The organism is Methylomarinovum caldicuralii, from assembly GCF_033126985.1.
Classification (GTDB): Bacteria; Pseudomonadota; Gammaproteobacteria; order Methylococcales; family Methylothermaceae; genus Methylohalobius; species Methylohalobius caldicuralii.
This window is the reverse complement of record NZ_AP024714.1, coordinates 2,470,599-2,490,298: the sequence shown is the minus strand read 5'-3', so window position 1 is coordinate 2,490,298 and position 19,700 is coordinate 2,470,599. Positions and strand designations below refer to the sequence as shown.

At 67.6% G+C, this 19,700-nt stretch carries 20 protein-coding genes; 6 read left to right on the top strand and 14 right to left on the bottom strand.

Annotation, left to right across the window (positions count from 1 at the left end):
* Positions 1-111: 111 nt before the first annotated feature.
* Positions 112-900, top strand: a complete 789-nt coding sequence (locus MCIT9_RS12575) for a PEP-CTERM/exosortase system-associated acyltransferase (protein WP_317705222.1) — start codon at positions 112-114, stop codon at positions 898-900.
* Here MCIT9_RS12575 and MCIT9_RS12570 read toward each other — a convergent pair.
* Entirely contained in the window at positions 897-1,157 is a 261-nt protein-coding gene (locus MCIT9_RS12570) for a hypothetical protein (protein WP_317705221.1), read from the bottom strand. The genes MCIT9_RS12575 and MCIT9_RS12570 overlap by 4 nt on opposite strands.
* Positions 1,157-1,495 carry a CCDC90 family protein gene (locus tag MCIT9_RS12565; RefSeq protein ID WP_317705220.1) on the bottom strand — a complete coding sequence of 113 codons (339 nt, stop codon included), beginning with the start codon at positions 1,493-1,495 and terminating at the stop codon, positions 1,157-1,159. The genes MCIT9_RS12570 and MCIT9_RS12565 overlap by 1 nt, the downstream gene beginning before the upstream one ends.
* A 91-nt stretch (positions 1,496-1,586) precedes the next feature.
* On the opposite strand from MCIT9_RS12565, the gene hemC reads away from it, so the two are divergent.
* From hemC to MCIT9_RS12545, 4 genes are read left to right on the top strand one after another with little or no spacing between them, the layout of a single operon-like run.
* Positions 1,587-2,510, top strand: a complete 924-nt coding sequence (gene hemC, locus MCIT9_RS12560) for a hydroxymethylbilane synthase (protein ID WP_317705219.1) — start codon at positions 1,587-1,589, stop codon at positions 2,508-2,510.
* Positions 2,503-3,237, top strand: a complete 735-nt coding sequence (locus MCIT9_RS12555; protein WP_317705218.1) for a uroporphyrinogen-III synthase — start codon at positions 2,503-2,505, stop codon at positions 3,235-3,237. The genes hemC and MCIT9_RS12555 overlap by 8 nt, the downstream gene beginning before the upstream one ends.
* 11 nt (positions 3,238-3,248) lie before the next feature.
* Entirely contained in the window at positions 3,249-4,388 is a 1,140-nt protein-coding gene (locus MCIT9_RS12550) for a uroporphyrinogen-III C-methyltransferase (protein ID WP_317705217.1), read from the top strand.
* Between the two features lie 16 nt (positions 4,389-4,404).
* Complete coding sequence (locus tag MCIT9_RS12545) at positions 4,405-5,652, top strand: heme biosynthesis HemY N-terminal domain-containing protein (RefSeq protein WP_317705216.1); 1,248 nt, start codon at positions 4,405-4,407, stop codon at positions 5,650-5,652.
* On the opposite strand, the gene ubiD is transcribed toward MCIT9_RS12545, so the two are convergent.
* Genes ubiD through MCIT9_RS12515 form a run of 6 tightly spaced genes read right to left on the bottom strand, consistent with a single transcriptional unit; the run spans position 5,653 to position 13,721 of the window.
* Positions 5,653-7,119 (bottom strand): 4-hydroxy-3-polyprenylbenzoate decarboxylase, encoded by a 1,467-nt coding sequence (gene ubiD, locus MCIT9_RS12540; RefSeq protein WP_317705215.1) that lies wholly within the window; start codon positions 7,117-7,119, stop codon positions 5,653-5,655. It abuts the gene before it with no gap.
* Positions 7,116-7,880 carry an endonuclease/exonuclease/phosphatase family protein gene (locus tag MCIT9_RS12535; RefSeq protein ID WP_317705214.1) on the bottom strand — a complete coding sequence of 255 codons (765 nt, stop codon included), beginning with the start codon at positions 7,878-7,880 and terminating at the stop codon, positions 7,116-7,118. The genes ubiD and MCIT9_RS12535 overlap by 4 nt, the downstream gene beginning before the upstream one ends.
* Positions 7,877-9,514: an alkaline phosphatase family protein gene (locus MCIT9_RS12530; RefSeq protein WP_317705213.1), complete on the bottom strand. Its 1,638-nt coding sequence runs from the start codon at positions 9,512-9,514 to the stop codon at positions 7,877-7,879. Before MCIT9_RS12530 ends, MCIT9_RS12535 begins: the two co-directional genes overlap by 4 nt.
* Positions 9,498-10,790, bottom strand: a complete 1,293-nt coding sequence (locus MCIT9_RS12525; RefSeq protein ID WP_317705212.1) for a glycosyltransferase — start codon at positions 10,788-10,790, stop codon at positions 9,498-9,500. The genes MCIT9_RS12530 and MCIT9_RS12525 overlap by 17 nt, the downstream gene beginning before the upstream one ends.
* A complete protein-coding gene (locus tag MCIT9_RS12520; RefSeq protein WP_317705211.1) occupies positions 10,787-12,997 on the bottom strand; it encodes a glycoside hydrolase family 15 protein in 2,211 nt (736 codons plus the stop codon). The genes MCIT9_RS12525 and MCIT9_RS12520 overlap by 4 nt, the downstream gene beginning before the upstream one ends.
* Position 12,998: 1 nt before the next feature.
* Positions 12,999-13,721 (bottom strand): TVP38/TMEM64 family protein, encoded by a 723-nt coding sequence (locus tag MCIT9_RS12515; protein ID WP_317705210.1) that lies wholly within the window; start codon positions 13,719-13,721, stop codon positions 12,999-13,001.
* On the opposite strand from MCIT9_RS12515, the gene MCIT9_RS12510 reads away from it, so the two are divergent.
* Entirely contained in the window at positions 13,720-14,175 is a 456-nt protein-coding gene (locus tag MCIT9_RS12510; protein WP_317705209.1) for a hypothetical protein, read from the top strand. The genes MCIT9_RS12515 and MCIT9_RS12510 overlap by 2 nt on opposite strands.
* On the opposite strand, the gene MCIT9_RS12505 is transcribed toward MCIT9_RS12510, so the two are convergent.
* From MCIT9_RS12505 to pdxA, 6 genes are all read right to left on the bottom strand, one after another.
* Positions 14,141-16,066 carry a DCC1-like thiol-disulfide oxidoreductase family protein gene (locus tag MCIT9_RS12505; RefSeq protein ID WP_317705208.1) on the bottom strand — a complete coding sequence of 642 codons (1,926 nt, stop codon included), beginning with the start codon at positions 16,064-16,066 and terminating at the stop codon, positions 14,141-14,143. The two genes, MCIT9_RS12510 and MCIT9_RS12505, sit on opposite strands and share 35 nt — an antisense overlap.
* Before the next feature lie 94 nt (positions 16,067-16,160).
* Positions 16,161-16,619: an Hsp20/alpha crystallin family protein gene (locus MCIT9_RS12500; protein WP_317705207.1), complete on the bottom strand. Its 459-nt coding sequence runs from the start codon at positions 16,617-16,619 to the stop codon at positions 16,161-16,163.
* 368 nt (positions 16,620-16,987) lie between these two features.
* A complete protein-coding gene (gene gloA / locus MCIT9_RS12495) occupies positions 16,988-17,380 on the bottom strand; it encodes a lactoylglutathione lyase (protein ID WP_317705206.1) in 393 nt (130 codons plus the stop codon).
* 10 nt (positions 17,381-17,390) lie between these two features.
* A complete protein-coding gene (locus tag MCIT9_RS12490) occupies positions 17,391-17,801 on the bottom strand; it encodes a putative periplasmic lipoprotein (RefSeq protein WP_317705205.1) in 411 nt (136 codons plus the stop codon).
* A 34-nt stretch (positions 17,802-17,835) separates the two neighbouring features.
* On the bottom strand, positions 17,836-18,639 hold the full coding sequence (rsmA, locus tag MCIT9_RS12485) for a 16S rRNA (adenine(1518)-N(6)/adenine(1519)-N(6))-dimethyltransferase RsmA (protein WP_317705204.1): 804 nt from the start codon (positions 18,637-18,639) through the stop codon (positions 17,836-17,838).
* On the bottom strand, positions 18,623-19,630 hold the full coding sequence (gene pdxA / locus MCIT9_RS12480) for a 4-hydroxythreonine-4-phosphate dehydrogenase PdxA (protein ID WP_422880182.1): 1,008 nt from the start codon (positions 19,628-19,630) through the stop codon (positions 18,623-18,625). Before pdxA ends, rsmA begins: the two co-directional genes overlap by 17 nt.
* Positions 19,631-19,700: the final 70 nt, after the last annotated feature.

Here is a 19,700-nt window from a genome sequence, read left to right as displayed (position 1 = left end):
TGGTTTCCTCAATCTGCAAGGATAGTCCGGAATGCGACCGGCTGCAGCACCGGCGGTTCCGGAGATTATGGACTAGACTTCAAGTATATTGAGGATTGTTCAGGCTAAACCATGACGAACGGCAAGGATGGTGCACTGGCAGCCGCCGATCCGCGGCAGGCCGATCTGCATCGGGTCTTCTACCGGTATTTCGATATCCTCCCGGCCGACACCGAGGCGCTGCGGCGCGAGGTTTACAAGCTGCGGTTCCAGGTCTACTGCGTGGAGACCGGGTTCGAGCGCGCCGAGGACTGTCCGGAAGTGATCGAGGACGGCCGGTCGGTGAAGCTGGAGATCGATGAATATGACGCCCGTTCGGCCCACTATCTGGTGCGCCACCGCCGTACCGGGCTGTATGCCGCCACCGTGCGCCTGGTGTTGCCCGATCCGGTGGATGTCATGGCACCGTATCCCATCGAGGCGCACTGCCCCCTGGACGAACCGGTCACCGATCCTGCGGTGCGCCGTCATCTGGCGGAGATCTCCCGTTTCGCCGTCTCCAAGGCGTTCAAGCGCCGCCGCGGCGAGCAGAAGACCCTGGCGGGCATCGCCCCCGATCCGGAGGTCTATTTCGCGCCGGACGAGCGCCGCCTGCTGCCCCACATGACCGTGGGGCTGTTCGCCGGCATCCTGCGCATGACCCGGGCCCATGACATCACCCACTGGTATGCGGTGATGGAACCGGCGCTGCTGCGGTTGCTGCGCCTGTTCGGCATCCGCTTTCTGCCCATCGGCCCGGATGTGGACTACCACGGCCTGCGCCGTCCCTGCCTGGCCGAGCCGGACAAGGTGCTGCCGATGATACGGAAGATCAACCGGCCGGTGTGGGAGCTGATTACCGACCGGGGCAGGTACGCCTAGATGAAGAACGCCTTCAGCACCAGCGAAATGACGCCGGCCAGCAGCAGAGACAGCATCCAGTGATGCAGCCGTAACTGGGATTCGATCTGACCGAAGCGTTTCTCGAAGCGCTTTTCCAGATCCGTCAGACGGCTATCGAAGCGCTTTTCAAGGTCCACTATTCGGGCATCGAAGCGCTTTTCCAAATCCACCAGGCGGGCATCGAAGCGCTTTTCCAGATCCACCAGGCGGGCATCGAAGCGCTTTTCCAGATCCATCAGCCGGGCATCGATCGGGCATCGATACGGCTCTCCAGCTCGACGAATTTCTGTTCGTACTTGGCGTCGAATTCCACCAGCCGCTGTTCGAACTTGCGTTCCATCTGCTCGAAGCGGATCTGCATGTGGGCTTCGAGGCGGTCGATGTGGTTGTCGAGCTTCTCGAAGCGCAGGTTAATTTCCTGCTCCAGCCGCTCGAGATCGCGGATGGTGGCCACATCGGAGGTGGTCAGGGCTGACGCCAGCGCCTCCGCCATGACCTTGGCCTGGGCCTCGGGCACGCTGGCGGCCTTGAGCTGTTCCACGAACTTGAGGGTGTCGAAGTGCACGCTGGCCATGGCCGCAGTATAGCGCAGCGTCGCCGCTCCATCCAACCGCCGGCCGAAGTTCTGCTACAATGCCGGGCTGGCAAACCCCAGAGCAGTTCCCGTGACCGATATCGTCCGCATCGCCACCCGCAGAAGTCCCCTGGCCCTGTGGCAGGCCGAACACGTGGCCGGCCTGTTGCGCCGCCACCATCCCGGCCTGGAGGTGGAACTGGTGAAGATGGTGACCCAGGGGGACCGGATTCTCGACGCCCCGCTGGCCAAGGTCGGCGGCAAGGGGCTGTTTGTCAAGGAGCTGGAACAGGGGCTGCTGGACGGCCGCGCCGATCTCGCCGTCCATTCCATGAAGGACGTGCTGGTGGAACTGCCGCCGGGACTGCACATCGGCGCCGTCCTGGCGCGGGAGGATCCCCGCGACGCCCTGGTCAGCCTGAATTTCCCCGATCTCGAGGCGCTGCCGCCGGACGCCCGCATCGGCACCTCCAGTCTGCGGCGTCAATGCCAGCTGCGGCAGCGCTTTCCCGGCTGGCGCATCGCCTCGCTGCGCGGCAACGTCGGCACCCGTCTGGACAGGCTGGCGGCGGGCGGGTTCGACGCTATCATTCTCGCCGCCGCAGGTCTGGTGCGGCTGGGCGAGGAAGGCCGCATCACCCAATGGCTCGATCCCGACCTGTGTCTGCCGGCCATCGGTCAGGGCGCCATCGGTATCGAGTGTCGCCGAGATGATGCCCGCATCCAGGCGCTGATCGCCCCGCTGCACCATGCCGATACCGCCGTTTGCGTCGCCGCCGAACGGGCCCTCAACGCGCGCCTGCAGGGGGGCTGCCAGGTGCCGATCGCCGGGTTCGCGGTGCTGGAGGGGGGGCGGCTGTGGCTGCGCGGTCGGGTTGGGCGCCCGGACGGTACCTTGTTGCTAAAAGCGGAGATCGAAGGGGAGCCGGCTGCGGCCGAGGCGCTGGGAACGGCGCTGGCGGAGACGCTCCTGGCCCAGGGTGCCGATGCCATCCTGCGGGCGGTCTATGGCTGAGCCGCTGGCCGGCAGGCGGGTGCTGGTGACCCGCCCCGAACACCAGGCGGAAAACCTCTGTCGCCTGCTGCGCGCCCGCGACGCCGAGCCCTGGCCGTGTCCGATGCTGAGGCTGGCGCCGCTGCCGCCGCCGTCCCCGGCGTGGTGGCAGGGTTATGACTGGCTGATCTTCGTCAGCGCCAATGCGGTGCGTTTCGCACGCGGGGCAGGGCTGCCGGCGGGGATTCCGGCCAAGGCGGCGGCCATCGGCCGGGCCACCGCGGCCGCCCTGGAAAAGTCCGGGGTGACGGTAGCCTGTCAGGCGCCGCCGCCGTATACTTCCGAAAGTTTGCTGACGCTGCCCGTGTGGGATGCCATCGGCGGCCGGCGGGTGCTCATCGTCCGCGGCCGCGGCGGGCGCCCCAAACTGGGAGAAGCCCTGGCCCGGCGCGGGGCCGGGGTGGCCTATGCGGAACTGTACCGCCGCCTGCCGCCGGATCAGGAGAGTGTGGCCCGGCTGCGCCAGGGGCTTGCGGCCGGTCTCGATGCTGTCCTGGTCAGCAGCGGTGAGGTGCTGGCCAACCTGATCGCGGCGGCGGGGATGCGGCTTCGGGAGCTTCCGCTGGTGGTGCCCGGCGAGCGGGTGGCGGCGCAGGCCCGGCAGGCGGGTTTCGAAGATGTGACCGTCGCCGCCTCGGCCCTGGACGAGGCCATGGTGGCGGCGTTGCAACGGCGATTGATTGAGTAGGTGGAAGCGATATGGCGGATCTGGTTCCGGAAGACGAGTTCGAAGACGAAGGCCTGGGGAAACTGGGTCTGTGGATCACCATCGTCGTGGTCCTGCTGATCCTGGCGCTCGGCGGCGGCGGTTACTACCTGTTTCAGAAATTGCGCAGCGAGCAGGCGGGCCTGGGCGGGGCGGTCGGCAAGGAATCCCAGCGGGTGCTGGAGCTGACCCATCAGGTGACCACGCTGCAGAAGGAGATCGCCCTGATCCACCGTCAGCTCACCGACCTCGACGCCAGGCAGGCCGCCCAGCAGCAGCGCTGGCGCCAGATGCGCGACGAGCAGGCCAAGGTGTTCGACGCCAAGCTCGAGGCCCTGGAGAAGAAGCTGGAAAACAGCCACGCCAAGCTCGTCACCCAGATTCAGGCCCTGGGGCGGCAGATCAGCCGCACCCGTGCCGACGTGATGCTGGCCGATGCCGAATATCTCCTCAGCGCCGCCAACCAGAAGCTGCGTCTGACCGGCGACGTGCAGGCGGCCCTGCGGGCGATGGAGGCGGCCGACGAACTGCTGCGCCAGAGCGGCGATCCGGCGGTGTTCAAAGTGCGCGAGGCCCTGGTGAAGGAGATCGCCGCGCTCCGCAAGGTGAAACAGCCCGACGTGGTCGGGGTGTCGGCGCAGCTGCTGGCCCTGGAGGAACAGGTCAATCAGCTGCCCCTCTACCTGCCGCACATGGGCAAGGTGACCGGAGGTCAAAAGAAAGCCCATCCCAGCGATCAGGACATCATCGAACAGTGGAAGGATGTGCTTACCATCCGCCGCCGCAAGACCGAGCGTCCGGTGGAGGCGATCCTGACCCCGGAAGAAGTGGAGGCCATCCGCCACGCCCTGATCCTCAAACTGGAGACCGCCCGTTTCGCCGCAATCCGCGGCGAGCCCGGCCTCTATCGCAGCAGCCTGGAAGCGGCCAAACAGTGGGTCCGGCAGCATTTCGACACCCAGACCAGCCAGACTAAGGATTTCCTCGCCGCGCTCGACCGCCTCATGGAGCAGCCGGTGGCGGTGCAGCTGCCGGAGATCGGTCAGTCGCTCAAGCTGCTGCGCCATCTGCCGCAGCTGCGTCTGGATCTGGATCGTCTCGACAGTGCGGCGCCCGCCGCCCCGGCCCAGTAATCCGCGGAGGTTGAGGATGGAAGCGCTGAAGAAACAGCTTATCATTTGGTCGGCGGTGCTTCTGGCCGCCGTGGCGGCCGCTTTCCTGCTGCCGCGGCTGAAGCTGCTCCAGGACGCCGGTTATGTACTCATCGGCTGGGGACGGTGGGAAATCGAGCTGACCGCTCTCACCCTGATCCTGATCTTCATCGTCGGCTTCATCCTGTTCTATGCCGCCATCCGGCTTACCGCCCTGCTGATCCGCCTGCCGGTCCTGCTGCGCCAGCGCAAGGCGCAGGCCCAGGCCGACGCCGCCTTCCAGAGGCTGCTTCACGGCCTCAGGGAGGCGGCCGAGGGCAACTGGGAACAGGCCGAAAAGGTCCTGATCGAGGGGGCGGCGCTGAGCGGCCAGGCCCTGGTCCATTACCTCACCGCCGCCCGCGCCGCCCACCAGCGCGGGGCCCTGAGGCAGCGGGACGAATACCTGAAGAAGGCCCGCGAGGTCGAGCCCGACGCCGAGGTGGCGGTCAAGCTCACTGAAGCCGAGCTGCACGTGGCCAATGAGGATTTCGACAAGGCCCTCAAATCGCTGCAGCGGCTGGAGAAGATCGCGCCCGCCAACGCCCAGGCGCTGCGGCTGATGCACCAGGTCTATACCCGTCTGGGAAAGTGGGACGCTCTGACCAGGCTGCTGCCGCGCCTGCGCAAGAACCAGGCCCTCCTGGAGGCCGAGGTCCGCCTGATGGAGCTGGAGGCCTGCAGCGCCCTGCTGCGCGAGGCAGCCAGGGCGCACGATCCCAAGACCCTGGAGGAAGCCTGGCAGAAGATCCCCGAACCCCTGCGCAAGGAGGCCGATCTGCAGGCCATCTACTTCGCCGCCATGATCGAGGCCGGGGCCGGGGATGTCATCGAACCGGAATTGCGCCGCACCCTGACCCGCCACTGGAACGAAACCCTGCTGGTGCTCTACGGCACCCTGGAACTGCCGGACGCCGCCGCCCAGCTGGCCCACGCCGAAACCTGGCGCAAACGCCACGGCGACGACCCCATTCTGCTGCGGGTGCTGGGCAAGCTGGCCCTGCGCGCTGGCGAGCTGGACAAGGCTGAGGATTACCTCACCCGTAGCCTGGAGAAGCAGCCGGCGGCCGAAACCTACCGGCTCCTGGGCGACCTGTTTTTACGGCGGGGCGAGAGCGACAAGGCCGCCGAATGCTACCGCCGTGGCTTGATGCTGGCTTCCAAGGCGGTGATCGAGGAGGTCGAGGCCCATCCGGAGGGTGGGTGATCACTCGATCCCCAACGCCTCCCAGATCTCATCCACCCGTCGTTTCACTTCCGCATCCATGACGATGGGGCGGCCCCACTCGCGGCTCGTCTCTCCCGGCCACTTGTTGGTGGCGTCGAAACCGATCTTCGAACCCAATCCCGCCACCGGTGAGGCGAAGTCGAGATAGTCGATGGGGGTGTGCTCGATGACGGTGATGTCGCGGGCCGGGTCCATGCGGGTGGTCATGGCCCAGATCACGTCCTTCCAGTCGCGGATGTTGATGTCGTCATCGGTGACGATGACGAACTTGGTGTACATGAACTGGCGCAGGAACGACCACAGCCCCAGCATCACCCGCTTGGCGTGGCCGGGATACTGTTTCTTCATGCTGATGACGGCCAGGCGGTAGGAGCAGCCCTCCGGCGGCAGGTAGAAATCGGCGATCTCCGGAAACTGCTTCTGCAGCAGGGGTACGAACACCTCGTTGAGGGCTACCCCCAGCACCGCCGGTTCGTCCGGGGGGCGGCCGGTGTAGGTGCTGTGGTAGATGGGATCGCGGCGTTGGGTGATGCACTCAATGGTGAACACCGGGAAGGTTTCCACCTCGTTGTAATAGCCGGTGTGGTCGCCGAAGGGGCCTTCCGGGGCGGTTTCCCCCGGGTGGATGAAGCCCTCCAGGACGATCTCGGTACCGGCCGGCACCTGAAGGTCCGACAGTTTCGCTTTCGCCACCTCGGTCTTGCTGCCCCGCAACAGGCCGGCGAAGGCGTATTCCGACAGGGTGTCGGGCACCGGGGTCACCGCCCCCAGAATGGTGGCGGGATCCGCCCCCAGGGCCACGGCCACGGGGAACGGCTCGCCGGGATGCGCCTTCTGCCAGTCGGCGAAGTCCAAGGCGCCGCCGCGGTGGGCCAGCCAGCGCATGATAACCTTGTTGCGCCCCAGGATCTGCATGCGGTAGATGCCCAGATTCTGGCGATCCTTGAACGGTCCCCGGGTGATGACCAGGGGCCAGGTGATGAGTGGGCCGGCGTCCTGGGGCCAGCAGGTCTGGATCGGATAGCGGGCAAGGTCCACCTCGGCGCCTTCGAAGACCTCCTCCTGACAGGGAGCGTGGCGCACCACCTTCGGCGCCATGTTGAGCACCTGCCTGAAGATCGGCAGCTTGTCGAAGGCGTCCTTCATGCCCTTGGGGGGATCCGGCTCCTTGAGGAAGGCCAGCAGTTTGCCCACCTCCCGCAGGGCCGCCACCGACTCTTCCCCCATTCCCAGCGCCACCCGCTCCGGGGTGCCGAACAGATTGCCCAGCAGGGGGATGTTCGAGCCCTTGGGGTTCTCGAACAGCAGCGCCGGCCCCCCGCGCTTCAGGGTGCGGTCGCAGATTTCGGTGATTTCCAGGAACGGGTCCACCTCGAGGGCGATGCGTTTAAGTTCGCCCCGCTGTTCAAGCAGACGGAGGAAGTCGCGCAGGTCACGGTATTTCATGCCGCATGGTCGTCGGTTCGGGAAGGGGAAAGGATACCCGATTCGCCGCCTTCTAGCTCGGCCACCAGCGGCAGGTGGTCGGAGGCGATGCGGCTCAAGGGGGTGTCGCGCACTTCGGCCCGCCGCACCGCCACGTCGGGACTGACGAAGATGTGGTCCAGACGCACCAGCGGCAGGCGGCTGGGGAAGGTGGCGTGCACGTGGCGCTGGCGGGCCTGGCGGCTGGCGTCGCACAGGTGGCGGCGCAGGCGGCGGCACAGGCCGGAGCGGGGATGGGTGTTGAAGTCGCCGCAGAGGACGCTGCGGTGGCGGCAGGCCGGATCGGCGAGCCACTGGGTCAGCAGGGCGCGCAGCTGGCGCTGGCGTTCCGCCGGGGTCAGGCCCAGATGGGTGTTGAGCACCTGCCACGGCTCTCCCCGCCAGGTCACCTGCACCCACAGCACGCCGCGGGGTTCCAGGCGGCTGGGGAGCGGGCCAGCGGCCACCGGCTCCATCGGAAGGCGGCTGAGGATGGCGATGCCGTAGCGTTCCTCCTCCACCTGGACGGTGGTGTGGAAGTGGTGGGCCATCTGCAGGTGGTGGGCGATGTGGTGCGCCTGATCCAGCCGCTGGCTGCGGCGGCGGTTGACATCCACTTCCTGCAGCGCCACCACATCGGCGCGGCAGGCGGCGATGACGCGGGCGATACGCTCCGGCAGGTACTGGCCGTCGCCGCCGCGGCAGCTGTGGATGTTGTAGGTCATCATCCGCAGGCCGGTCATCGACACTGTAAGACCTCCTCCACGGCGCGGCGCAGCGCCTCTGCCGTCATCGCCCCTTCCGACAGGGGTGCAGCGGCGGGCAGACAGGCGAAGGCGGTGGTTTCGTCCGGCCCGGCGCCGGCGTGGGCGCCGTTCTCGACGGCGAAGGTCAGTGCCTCGCAGCCGGCACGCCAGCCCACCAGTACCAGATCGCCGGCCGCCGGATGGCGGCACAGGGCCGCCCAGTCTTCCCCCAGGCGGTCGCGCCAGGGATGATCGGCGCCGAACAGCGCCGGGGCCTGCGCCGGCAGCCGGAATTCGCCCTCGGCCGTCCAGGCGCGGACGCCGTCGCCGTCACAGGCCAGCACCAGGGGAATGCCGAGCCGCCCGGTCAGCGCCCGGGCCAGACGGCGGCGGGTCGCCGGGTCCGGTGCCTGTCCCAGATACAGGTGGCCGACCGGTCCCAGGGCCGCCAGGGCGTTTTCCCCGCTTCGCGGTTTCGCCTCGTTGACCGGGAACAGGCGCTGTACCCGCCGGCCGCCGAGCCAGCGCACCCGCAGGGTCTGGATGCCCCGGCCCACGTCCGCCTGCAGGCGCGCAGGCAAACCCAGCTCGGCGAGCAGTGCGGAGACGGCCTCGTCCAGATGGCGGCCGTGGCGTTTGACATAGGGGGTGACGCGCTCCTGGCCGTGGTCGGAATAGATCCACACCTGATAGTGCCGCCGCCGGCTGCGGCGGGCGCCGCGGTGGAGGCGGGCGATGGCGGCGTCGATGCCCTTGAGGGTCCAGTGGGCGAAGCGGGAGTCGGGGCCGCGGCGGTGGGCCTGTTCGTCGTAGCCGAGCAGGTTCAGGTGGATCACCGGCAGGCCGCGGGCGGCGTCGATGCGGGCGCCGATGACCGCCAGTTCCCGGAGCAGGATGACGATGCCGACCCGGGTGGGGATGAATTTCAGTTCCTTGAAAAAGTCCTCGCCGGCGACGATGCCGCGCAGGAAATCGGTCACCGCCAGGCCCAGCTCGACGGTCAGCAGAGCGGCGATCCGCACCAGGCTGGGAAGATGCAGCCCGGTGAACAGCGCCAGCTTCCAGCGCGAGATTCCCCTGAGCGGCGGCCCCCAGCCGAGGGCGGCGGGGCAGAAGTGGGCCTCGGCGGCGCCGCCGGTGAAATTGTCCACGTAGGCGCTGCCGCCGGACAGCAGCGGCGTCCCCCGTTCCCGCAGCTGTGCTTCCACTGCGGCCGCCGGCCCCGGTTCGTACATCCGCACCACCTCGCCGCTGGCCGGATCGCGGAAGCTGAACGCCGGCACGCAGCGGGGCACGCCGTAAAAGAGCAGGCCCTGGCAGGCCGGGGTGGTGGCCGGCAGGCCGGCGTACTGGCGGTGGAGGCAGTAGCCGCCCCGGGTCAGCAGCCGCTGCAGGAACGGCATCCGCCCTTGTTCCAGGGCGCGTTGGAGCTGGCGGTGGGCGAGGCCGTCGATCTGGATCAGAATCAGGCCGGGGGCATCGGCCGGGCCTTCGAAACAGGGCAGCTTCAGCAGGCGGATGAACCATTCGCTGCGGTCGAGATAGTGCCGCAGCCAGGCGAAGACAGGCGGCCATTTGAAGCGGAAGGGTCGTGGCCGGGGGGGCGCGGAGGTGTCAGCCTGCCGTTTCATCACGCAGAGGAGCTCCCGAGGCGATGGCCTTGCCCGCCGCCTCCATCATCTCCCGTACGATGTCCCACTCGGTCCTGAGGCGGCGCAGGGCCTGTTCCCATTCTTCGATTTCCGCCGCCGGATGGGGGCGGCGTTTGCCCGCCAGCAGGCGTTCATAGCAGCTCAGGGCCTTGTCGGCGGTGCGTTCCAGGGAAAAGCGTGCGGCGGTGCGGCGGGCGGCTTCTTCCAGCTGGCGGCGGCGTTCCGGCGGCAGGGCGAAGACCCAGTAGAGGGCGGCGGCGAATTCGGTGACGTCTTCCTTCGTCACCAGACGCCCGTTGACGCGGTCTTCCACCACCTCGCGCGCCCCTGGGGCGTCCAGGGCCACCACCGGGGTGCCGGCGGCCATGGCTTCGGTCAGCACCAGTCCCTGGGTTTCGCTCTTGGAGCTGAAGGCGAACACGTCCATGGCGTGATAGGCGTCCGCCAGCTGCTGTCCCACCAGCACCCCGACCCGGTGCATGCGGTCGGCGACGCCGCGGCGCTCGCAGGCCCGGCGGATGTCCGCCTCGCTCGGGCCGCGCCCGGCCACCAGGAAACGGGCGCCGGGATGGTGTTCTAGGAACAGGGCCACCGCTTCGGCGAGAAAGCCGAGGTTCTTTTCCGGCGCCAGCCGGCCCACGTGACCGACGACGAAGGCTTCTTCCGGGATGCCGTGGGTGCGGCGGAACCCGGCGCCGTCGCCGCGGGCGAACCGCTCGATGCGGATGCCCGTGGGAACCACCTCGACGGGCGCGGTCACGCCCCGTTCCCGGAGCAGCCGGGCGATGCTTTCGCTGGGGGCGAACACCAAGTCGCACAGGTTGGCGTAACGGGTCGCCAGCTCCACCACGAAGCGCTTGAGCACCGGTGAGTCGAGCACGTAGTGGGTGTAGTACTCGTAGCGGGTGTGGTGGGTGAACACCAGCGGCAGGTCGCGGGCGCGGGCCTCGCGCACGGCGGTCATGCCCAGAAGATAGGGGTGGTGGGCGTGGATCAGCTGGGGGCCGAAGGCGTCCAGGGCCTCGTCCAGGTCGGCGAACAGGGGCAGGGCGACGGCGAAGTCGCTGCCGTTGAAGTTCTGGATCGCCGGCACCCGCACCACGTCCACTTCGTTTTCCGGTGTGCCGGGGAATTCCGGTGCCACCACCAACACCCGGTGGCCGCGGCGGCGGTATTCCTCGGTGAAGGAGGAAACCGAGCGGGCGACCCCGCCCACGTGGGGCAGATAGGTGTTGGTCATCATGACGATGTTCACAGGCGGATCCTCCCGGTACGGGCATCGACCGCGACCGGATCGCGGCCGGGCAGATGGATGGTCAGGGGCGGGGGGCGGTGACGCCAGTCGGCCTCCCAGGCAATCCCGGTACGGCCCCGGGTGTCGGTTTCCAGCGTCAAGGAAATCGTACCGAAGGCCGTGGGGGCGGGGCCGAAGCGGAGCCGGTCGCCGGGCCGGCGCCAGGCGGCGGGGATGCCGCCGGCCAGAATCAGGCCTTCGCCCTCCTCGCGCACGAAGGCGTTGCGCAGCAGCAGCAGCCATTCCGCCGCCGCCCACACGTGCTGGCCGTCCCCCATGCAGCCGCCGAGGGTGCGGGGATGGATGGCCTCGGGCCACTGGCCGGTGGGGGAGGCCAGATCGGCCACCGCGCGCATCAATTCGAAGGCGCGGGGGTCGCCGGCCCGCAGCAGCACCTGGGCCACGTGCAGGGTCAGGTAGGCGTTGATGCCGGAATGGATCATGTCCTGGAAGAAGCCGCCCTTGACGAAGCAGCGTTCCAGCAGGAAGGCGGCGGTGTCGAGCAGGCGGGGGTCGTCGGCGGGAAACAGTTGCAGCGGATATCCGGCCGCCAGGGAGCCGATGGCGCCGGCATCCAGACGCCGGGTCGGGGCGGCGGGCATGGCGGGCCGCCCCAGGCGCCGGGCCGCCCGGGCCAGGCTGCGCTCAACCGCGGCACGCAGGTCGGCGGCCTCTCGGCGGAAGGTCTGGGCCAGGGCCGGGTCGCCGGCGTCGAGCAGACGTGCGGCCGCCTCCAGGCCGGCGATGCTCCAGAAGTCGTCCCAGTAGTAATAGTCGTTGGGCCCCAGGTGCTCGGCGCTGAAGCCGGCCGGCAGCAGCCCACCGTGAGGGGAGCCGTCGTCGGGCAGGCGTTTGGCGGCGATCCAGCGGGCGCCCTTGATAACCGCCTCTCGCCACCGGGGTTTGAGGGGGCGGCCGCTGAGCCGGCAGAAGCGTTCCATGATCCACAGGGCCTCGCCGTTGGCGTCCCATTCCCCTTCCTGGGAGTGGAAGTAACCGCGCAGGTCCTGGCGTTCGGGGAAGCGATCCAAGATCGCCTCGGCGCGCTCGAACAGGCCGGCGCACAGGAGCCCGTGGACGATGAAGGCGGCATCGCGGAACCAGAAGCGCCGGTAGGTGTAGGGGCCGGGGAAGGCATCGCCGGGACAGTGCAGGATGACGGTCGTCAGGGCCGCGTCGTAAAGGAAACCGATGCGCGCGTCCGGCACTTCCAGCCGGCAGGCGCCGGCGCTTTCGTCATCCCAGACGCTGGCCCTGAGCGTTCTGGGCTTCTCGGGCCGGAGGGGGATGCGCAGGCCGACCCGCCGTTCGCCTTCCAGGCGGTAGCGGGCCGCCGCCGTGGCCATGCCGACTTCGCAGCACACCTGCGTCCGTTCAGGGGCGTCGGACAGATGGAGGGCGACGTCCCCGGCGTGATAGTCGCTGACCTGGTGGCTTTCCGGGTGGGTTTCGAAATGGACTTCGGTTTCGTCGATGCGCCAGCGGCGTTTGTCGAGGCGGATGTCGTGGATGAAGCTGATCCCTTCCGGGTTGCAGGGGCGGGCGCTGATCACCAGCCAGGCGGGCCGCTCGCTGCGGCCCTGGACTTCGAGGCGGCAGACGGGATGCCCGTCTTCCAGTTCGACCCGGGCGCGGGTGGTCAGGGCCAGACCGCCCCGGGCGGTCGTGGTGGCCACCGCCGGTTGCGGTTCCAGCTCCAGGTGTTGCTCGGCCTCGCGGCAGTGGGAGGGCAGCAGGCGCTCGCCGTCGTCGGTGACGATCCAGCAGTCCAGCGACCAGCCGTCGTACAGCGGGGTCAGCAGTCCCCGGGGATCGACGATGGGGTACTGGTCCAGATCCGGCCAGCCCACCGCGGTCCAGTTGCGGTGGGTGAGGTTGACGTGGGTGATGGAAAAGGCGCGCGGGATGAAGGACTCGTCGTGGGGATCGAACTGGCGCACGATCCAGTAGGGCCAGACCCAGTCGAGATTGTGCTGGATCACCCGGCTGTTGATGAGGCCGCGGGCGTGGAACACCATCCCGGCGCGCAGCAGTTCGATGGGCTCGCCCACTTCCGAGGGCTGGGCGAAACCGCGCAGGCGCGCCAGCAGCGCCACCGGATCGATGAAGCCCTGGGCGCGGGCCAGGCGGCGGACAACGAAGCGCCAGGGGAACCATTTGCGCCACATGTCAGCGCGAACCCTCCTGTCGGTATTTTTCCAGGGCGTCGCGGGCGATGCGCTGGAGATGGAAGATCAAGGCCACGGTGGCGCCGAACCCGAGCAGGTACAGCCCCCACTGCAGCGGGCTGGTGACGCCCTTGAGTCCCAGGGCCGCCATCGCTCCCAGCCAGACGTTGTGGAGGCTGAAGGGCACGATGCCGATCAGGGTGCCGAGGACGAAATCCTTGAAGCGCACGCCGGTGAGGCCGAAGAAGTAATTGGCCAGCTTGCCGGGGAAAAAGGGCACCAGCCGGCTGAGCAGGACGATCTGGAAGCCGCGCTCGATCATCTCCTCGGCCATCAGCTTGAGGTGGAGACGCTGCGCCAGCCAGCGGGCGGCCCGTTCGCCGAAGAAGCGATGGGCGATGGCGTAGGCGATCGCCGCCCCCAGGGTGGTGCCGAGGACCACGTACACGGTGCCCTTGACCACCCCGAACACGAAGCCGGCGCCGATGGTGAAGAACACCCCGGGCAGCAGCAGGACCACCACCAGGGCCATCAACACGATGAACAGCAGCGGCGCCCACAGGCCCTGCCGGTCGATCCATTGCAGCCAGCGGATCACTTCGTCGTGCCAGTCGAAGGCCACCAGCAGGGCCACGATCAGTCCCACCGCCAGGGCGCTGCCGGCCAGCCCCAGCAGCAGGGGGTTCTGTCGCCGCAGCCAGGTTTTGAGGGTGTCCAGATCCATGGCGGTTCCTGTGTCGTCGTGCCTGCTGTTAAGAATGCGGGTCGGCGGCGCCGGAATCAAGGGGGAATTTCAGTGGTGGGCGCCAGTCGAAGTGACCATGATCGATTGTTGCAATTCCATGACGATTCCGCCATTATCGCCCGGCACGGCGGCGAGAATGGCGATGAAGGAACGGTTGCGAGGCTACTGGCGGGCGCTGCGCAAGCGTCTGTCCCTGAAAGTGCTGATCGGCGGCCCGGCGGGGATCTGCGCCTGGAGCCTGTCCGGGGCCGGCGCCCTGGCGGTGGTGATCTGGGGGCTCAAGACCATCGCCCTGCCGCTTTTGATGATCAAGACCGTCTCCTGGGGGATCTGGGGCGCCGGCGTCCTGCACCAGTCCCAGCAGCGCAAGAAACGCCTGGAGGAAGAGGGGGCCGAGGCTAAGGATTCCGGGGCGGCGAATAAGCGTTCCTGACCGGAAGCGGTTCCCACAGTTCCAGCCGGCCGCGGTCGTGCTTCCACACCAGCTCGCCGGCATCGTGCCACGGCTGGCGCAGATTCCAGTCCCGAAGCCCTTTCTCCCACCGGGCCGGCATGCGGATGGATTTGGCCTTGAGGCGGAAACGGGTGCGTTCCAGATCCAGCCCCAGCCGGGTGCCGTAGAAGGCGATCACCCTGGTGGCGAATTTCTCCAGCCGGTAAGCCGACAGGCGCGGGGTCACGGCCACATTGGCCCACATGGAGTGCACCCGGCCCCAGTTGGGGGTCAGGAGGCGGCCTTCCCGATTGACGAAGGGCAGCCAGTGCTCCCTCCCCTGGGCATCGAGCCAGGTGAGGGCGAAGAGGGTTTCGTAGCCCTTGAAGTGGTCGGCTAGATACAGGGCGTGGGGGGTGATGCCGAAAAAGGCGTGACTGAACGACAGCAGCAGGTTGCTCACCGGGGCTACCGGCCCCAGGATGCCCTCCCAGCCCAGGCGATGGAGCAGGCCGTAGTGGACCGTGCTGTTGAGCTGCAGCAGACCGAGGAACACCAAGACTCTGGCCAGGCGGGCCGCCTTCCTGCGGGGCGAGCCCAGGAAGTCCTGCCAGGCCTGGGCGAGCGGCCCCGGTTCCAGGTTGGGCGGGGCGAGACAGGCGGCATCGCAGCGGCGGCGGCTGTCGGCGATGCGGCGATAGAGGCGCCGGGCCAGCGGGTGGATCCCCGGCAGCCGCAGCAGCCATCCCAGGGGGCGGGTGTAACCCAGCGCCTCCAGAATCTGGATGTAAGTATCCACGCCCTGGTAACGCCGTCCCTGCGCGTCCACCGCGTACAGGTCGGTGAGCAGCTGATCTTCGCTCAGGTCCGCCAGCGCTGCTTCGGCGGCCGCATGGGTCTGGAGGTCGAGAAAGCGCACCGCCCGGCGGATGTCGAAGTGCTCCACCACGATCACCGTGCGCAGACACAGGGGGCAGAGGCCGTCGTAATAGACCTTCAGCCGTGGTTCCGGCAGCCGGATCCATTCCCCCAGCCTGCGCCACCACGAGAGCGGCACCATGAGGAAATAGTGCACCAGCATCCCCAGACCGAAGGGGTAGATGTTGAAGGAGATCGTGATGCCGCCGTGGAACAGCACCCCCAGCACCAGCAGCGGCACCCGGAAACGGGGGTGCCAGAACAGGAACGGGAACACGAACTGGAAGCCGATGACGGTGTAGCCGATGGCCTTCTGCAGCCATTCGAGGTCCAGTAGCCAGCTCAGATCCAGCGGCGAGATGTAGTAGGGGTGCGACGACGGCAGCCAGGGACCGAGGCCGTTGCGCCAGTGCTCGGAGAACAGCTTGTGGATGGCGGAATCGAAGTACAGCGGCGCCAGGGTGATGAGCAGGGGGGCGTAGTAGGCCCATACCGGCACTGTGCGCGGCGGCTCGTAACGATGGCCGGGGACGGAATAGCGGAGCGCCAGCCGCAGGCGGTCCAGGGACAGGGCCCGTTCCGAAGGCAGGAAGATCAGCAGCAGCCCGGAGGAGATCATCATCTGGTCGAAGCCGCCGTCGAAGTCCCGCCACATGGGGGTGAAAGCGGTGAAAAGGACCCAGAAGAGGTAATTGACCGCCGCGCACAGGCGGGTGTGCCAGCCCAGGGTCAACCCCAAGGCGGCCAGGGCCCAGAGGGGCAGAAAGAAGGCGATCATCGGCGGGCCCTGATCCAGATAGGGGAGCTCGTCGAAGATCAGCGGGCGGAAATGGATCAGAAACAGGATTTCCTGCAGCGCCACCAGCCCGTAGCCGATGCGAAACGCCCCCAGGCCGGTGGCGGGGACCTGACGTTCGAGCACGGACTGGAGCAGATCGGTAAGACGGGAAAGCGGCGAAGTCACGAAAGTCACGCTTTTCGGCAGAAAAAACGGGGAAATTATATACGAAAAAAGGCCGGCACCGCTTGGCAGTGCCGGCCTTTGTCTTTAAGCGAAAGGCGCTGGATCAGCCGCCGACTTTCACCTCGATTTTCTTCGGCGCTTCTTCTGCCTTTTTCGGAATCACCAGGGTGAGGACGCCGTTGTCGTATTGGGCTTCGATCTTTTCCTCATCCACGGTTTCCGGCAGCACGAAGCGGCGGAAGAAGCTGCCGTAGATGCGTTCGATCCGGCGGTAGTTTTCCTTCTCTTCCTTGGCTTCGGTCATACGCTGACCCTTGATGGTCAGGACGCCGTTTTCCAAGGTGACCTCGATGTCCTCCGGTTTGACGCCCGGCAGGTCAGCCTGGACGATGTAGCGGTCCTGTTCCTCCTTGATGTCGACGGCGGGGACCCATTCCACCTCGGCGGGAACCTCGCCTTCCGGCCGGGTCAGGCCGCCCGGAAGCGCGCCGAAGGTGCGTTCCAGTTCGCGCTGGAGTTGGTTCAGGAGTTGAAACGGTTCGTAACGGGGTACCAATGCCATGGTTTGCCTCCTTGGGTTTCAGGTTGTTCGTGGTGCGTGAACCTATATGGAGGCAGGCGGAATTTTTTCAAGGGGGCGGAAGGATGATCCTGCCACCTAACGATTGCTTTTCCGGGGGCTGGGAAGGGTCTGCCGGACCGAAATTCGTCCATGAATTTAGGCCCGGAGCGGCCCTCCCTGGCCGCTGCCAGACCCTTCCCAGCCCCCTCCCGCAGGATGACAGCGGATGATTGCGGCGCTTGTCAGGGTAGGCGGACGTGCTGCCAGCGGGTGCACTCGGCCTGGATGGCCGAGTATCAAGCGTCCATGGATGGATTCACAGCGTCCCGCTGGCAGCACGTCCGCCCGCCCTACCTCCTGATTTAGGATCAGTCCTGCCGCTGGGGACTGAGCAGCTCGATCTTGTAGCCGTCCGGGTCCTCGACGAAAGCCAGAATGGTGCTGCCGTGTTTCATCGGGCCCGGCTCGCGCACGATCTTGCCGCCCTTGGCACGGATTTCCTCCACCGCCTGATACACGTCATCCACCTCGATGGCGATGTGGCCGAAGCCGTTGCCCAGATCGTATTCGTGGGTGTCCCAGTTGTAGGTCAGTTCCAGCACCGTGTCGTGGGCCTCGTCGCCGTAGCCGACGAAGGCGAGGGTGAAGCGGCCTTCCGGATAATCCTTCCGGCGCAGCAGCTTCATCTTGAGCACCTCGGTGTAGAACTGCAGCGACCGCTCCAGGTCGCCGACCCGGATCATGGCATGCAGGATACGCATGGTTCCCTCCTTACGATTTGGGTTCTTCCGCCGGGTGGGCGGTTTCGATCAACTTGCCCATGCAGAACATGATGTACTGGGTGATCTCCATGGCCGCGGCGCTGGCCTTCTGCTCCGAACCGAAGACATCGGCATACTTTTTGATGGCCGCCAGGGCCTCGTCGCTGGTGCGGGCGCTCTCGAAGGCGGCATAGGCCTCCCAGTAGGGTTTGCGCGCCGCCGTGCCGCGGAAGCCCGGCAGGGTTTTGGCGATCTCGCTGGTGACGCATTCGGCCACCTCGTTGGGATCGAGGTTGTAGTCCTTGAGATCGGGGTCAGTCGCCAGGCGCGCGGCCAGTTGCTGCTCGAACCGGTTGCGTTCCTCGCTGGCGCAGCCGACCAGGAGCAACGCGGTCAGAAACGGGATCAGGATTTTCTTCATCGATGGGGGCCTGAAGCTGAATGACAGACTGCCATTATCGCTTAAGGGGGGCGAGGCTGTACAGGGTGCGGCTGAGGGCGGCGAAGGCCTCCAGGGGCAGGGTTTCGGCCCGGGCCGCAGGATCGACGCCGCAGGCGGCGATGGCGTCCGCTTCGAGCAGCCCGCGCAGGGCGTTGCGCAGGGTCTTGCGGCGCTGGCCGAAGGCTTTGGCGACGACGGTTTCGAAGACGCTGTAAGCGCCCACCCCGACCGGCGGCCGGGGGTGGGGCGTCAGGCGGACCACGGCCGACATTACCTTGGGCGGCGGCTGGAAGCAGGCCGGCTTGACGTTGAAGCACTTTTCGATGCGGCAGTGGTACTGGGTCATGACGCTGAGGCGGCCGTAGGTCTTGCTGCCCGGGACCGCGGCCAGACGTTCGACCACTTCCTTCTGCAGCATGAACAGCATTTGCGAGATCACCGCCTGCTGGCCGAAGAGGTGGAACAGCAGCGGGGTGGAGATGTTGTAAGGTAGATTGCCGACCACTTTGAGCTGCTCTCCTGGGGCGGCCAGGGCGCTGAAGTCGAAGGCGAGGGCGTCGGCCTCGTGAACGACCAGGTTGGCGGCGGTGGCGAATTTCTCCCGCAGCAGCGCCGCCAGATCGCGGTCGATCTCCACCACCTCAAGGCGGCGGCAGCGGTCCAGCAGGTGGCGGGTGAGGGCGCCGCGGCCGGGGCCAATCTCCACCACGTGGTCGTCGGCGCGGGGATCAAGGGCGGTGACGATGCGCTGAATGACCCGGCCGTCCTGGAGGAAATTCTGGCCGAAGCGCTTTCGCGGTCTAGGCGGGGCGTGCATGGCGGGCCAGATCGATGGCGCTGAGAACGGCCTGCCGGAGACTGCCGCAGTCGATGTCGCCGCCGCCGGCTTTGTCCAGGGCGGTGCCGTGGTCCACCGAGGTGCGGATGACCGGCAACCCCAGGGTGATGTTGACGGCCCGGCCGAAACCGGCGAATTTGAGCACCGGCAGCCCCTGGTCGTGGTACATGGCTAGGAAGGCGTCGCTGCGCGCCAGCCGTTCGGGGAGGAAGGCGGTGTCGGCCGGCAGGGGGCCGGTCAATTGCATGCCTTGGCCGCGCAGCTCGGCAAGCAGCGGTTCGATGACCTCGGTTTCCTCCCGCCCCAGGTGCCCCCCTTCCCCGGCGTGGGGGTTGAGGCCGAGGACGGTGATTTGCGGGGATTGGATGCCGAAGCGGGTGCGCAGGTCGTGGTGGAGCACGGTCAGCACCCGGCGCAGCCGCTCGTGGGTGATCGCCCGGGGCACCTCCTGCAGCGGCAGATGGGTGGTGGCCAGGGCGACCCGCAGGGGGCGGCCCGAGTCCTGCAGGGTCGTGGCCAACAACATTACCGGCTGGCCGCCGGTGAGGGCGGCGATGAATTCGGTATGACCGCTGAAGGGGATGCCGGCCTCGTTGATGACGCCCTTGTGAACCGGTGCGGTGACCAGGGCGTCGAAGCGGCCTTCCAGGCAGCCGCGGACGGCGGTTTCGATCAGCCCGAGGACGTGGCGGGCGTTGACCGGATTCAGCCGTCCCGGCGTCACCGGCGCGGCCGCGGCCTGCGGCAATACCTGCAGCCGACCGGGGCGGTGACGCCCGCCGGCTTGCCCTGCGTGGATCGTGACCTCGAGCCCCCGCTGCCGGGCGCGCCGGCGCAGCACCCCGGGGTCACCCAGCACCGTCAGGCGGCAGGGCAACGGTTGGTGGGCGAGGAGCAGGCACAGATCCGGGCCGATGCCCGCCGGCTCGCCATAGGTCAGGGCCAGATGGGGTTCACCGGGCATCGGCATACCGTTCCTGAGGCAGGAAAGGGGCTGCCGGGCCGAAATTCATCCCTGCATTCAGGCCCGGGGCGCCCCT

Bases quoted from the DNA above. Each gene is read 5' to 3' on its own strand.
- MCIT9_RS12570 (WP_317705221.1), bottom strand. From the start codon at position 1,157: ATGGATCTGGAAAAGCGCTTCGATGCCCGCCTGGTGGATCTGGAAAAG.
- MCIT9_RS12515 (WP_317705210.1), bottom strand. From the start codon at position 13,721: ATGGATCTGGACACCCTCAAAACCTGGCTGCGGCGACAGAACCCCCTG.
- gloA (WP_317705206.1), bottom strand. From the start codon at position 17,380: ATGCGTATCCTGCATGCCATGATCCGGGTCGGCGACCTGGAGCGGTCG.
- MCIT9_RS12500 (WP_317705207.1), bottom strand. From the start codon at position 16,619: ATGGCATTGGTACCCCGTTACGAACCGTTTCAACTCCTGAACCAACTC.
- ubiD (WP_317705215.1), bottom strand. From the start codon at position 7,119: ATGAAATACCGTGACCTGCGCGACTTCCTCCGTCTGCTTGAACAGCGG.
- MCIT9_RS12565 (WP_317705220.1), bottom strand. From the start codon at position 1,495: ATGGCCAGCGTGCACTTCGACACCCTCAAGTTCGTGGAACAGCTCAAG.
- MCIT9_RS12575 (WP_317705222.1), top strand. From the start codon at position 112: ATGACGAACGGCAAGGATGGTGCACTGGCAGCCGCCGATCCGCGGCAG.
- pdxA (WP_422880182.1), bottom strand. From the start codon at position 19,630: ATGCCGATGCCCGGTGAACCCCATCTGGCCCTGACCTATGGCGAGCCG.
- MCIT9_RS12520 (WP_317705211.1), bottom strand. From the start codon at position 12,997: ATGTGGCGCAAATGGTTCCCCTGGCGCTTCGTTGTCCGCCGCCTGGCC.
- MCIT9_RS12510 (WP_317705209.1), top strand. From the start codon at position 13,720: ATGGCGGTTCCTGTGTCGTCGTGCCTGCTGTTAAGAATGCGGGTCGGC.
- MCIT9_RS12530 (WP_317705213.1), bottom strand. From the start codon at position 9,514: ATGAAACGGCAGGCTGACACCTCCGCGCCCCCCCGGCCACGACCCTTC.
- MCIT9_RS12550 (WP_317705217.1), top strand. From the start codon at position 3,249: ATGGCGGATCTGGTTCCGGAAGACGAGTTCGAAGACGAAGGCCTGGGG.
- MCIT9_RS12535 (WP_317705214.1), bottom strand. From the start codon at position 7,880: ATGACCGGCCTGCGGATGATGACCTACAACATCCACAGCTGCCGCGGC.
- MCIT9_RS12490 (WP_317705205.1), bottom strand. From the start codon at position 17,801: ATGAAGAAAATCCTGATCCCGTTTCTGACCGCGTTGCTCCTGGTCGGC.
- MCIT9_RS12545 (WP_317705216.1), top strand. From the start codon at position 4,405: ATGGAAGCGCTGAAGAAACAGCTTATCATTTGGTCGGCGGTGCTTCTG.
- rsmA (WP_317705204.1), bottom strand. From the start codon at position 18,639: ATGCACGCCCCGCCTAGACCGCGAAAGCGCTTCGGCCAGAATTTCCTC.
- MCIT9_RS12555 (WP_317705218.1), top strand. From the start codon at position 2,503: ATGGCTGAGCCGCTGGCCGGCAGGCGGGTGCTGGTGACCCGCCCCGAA.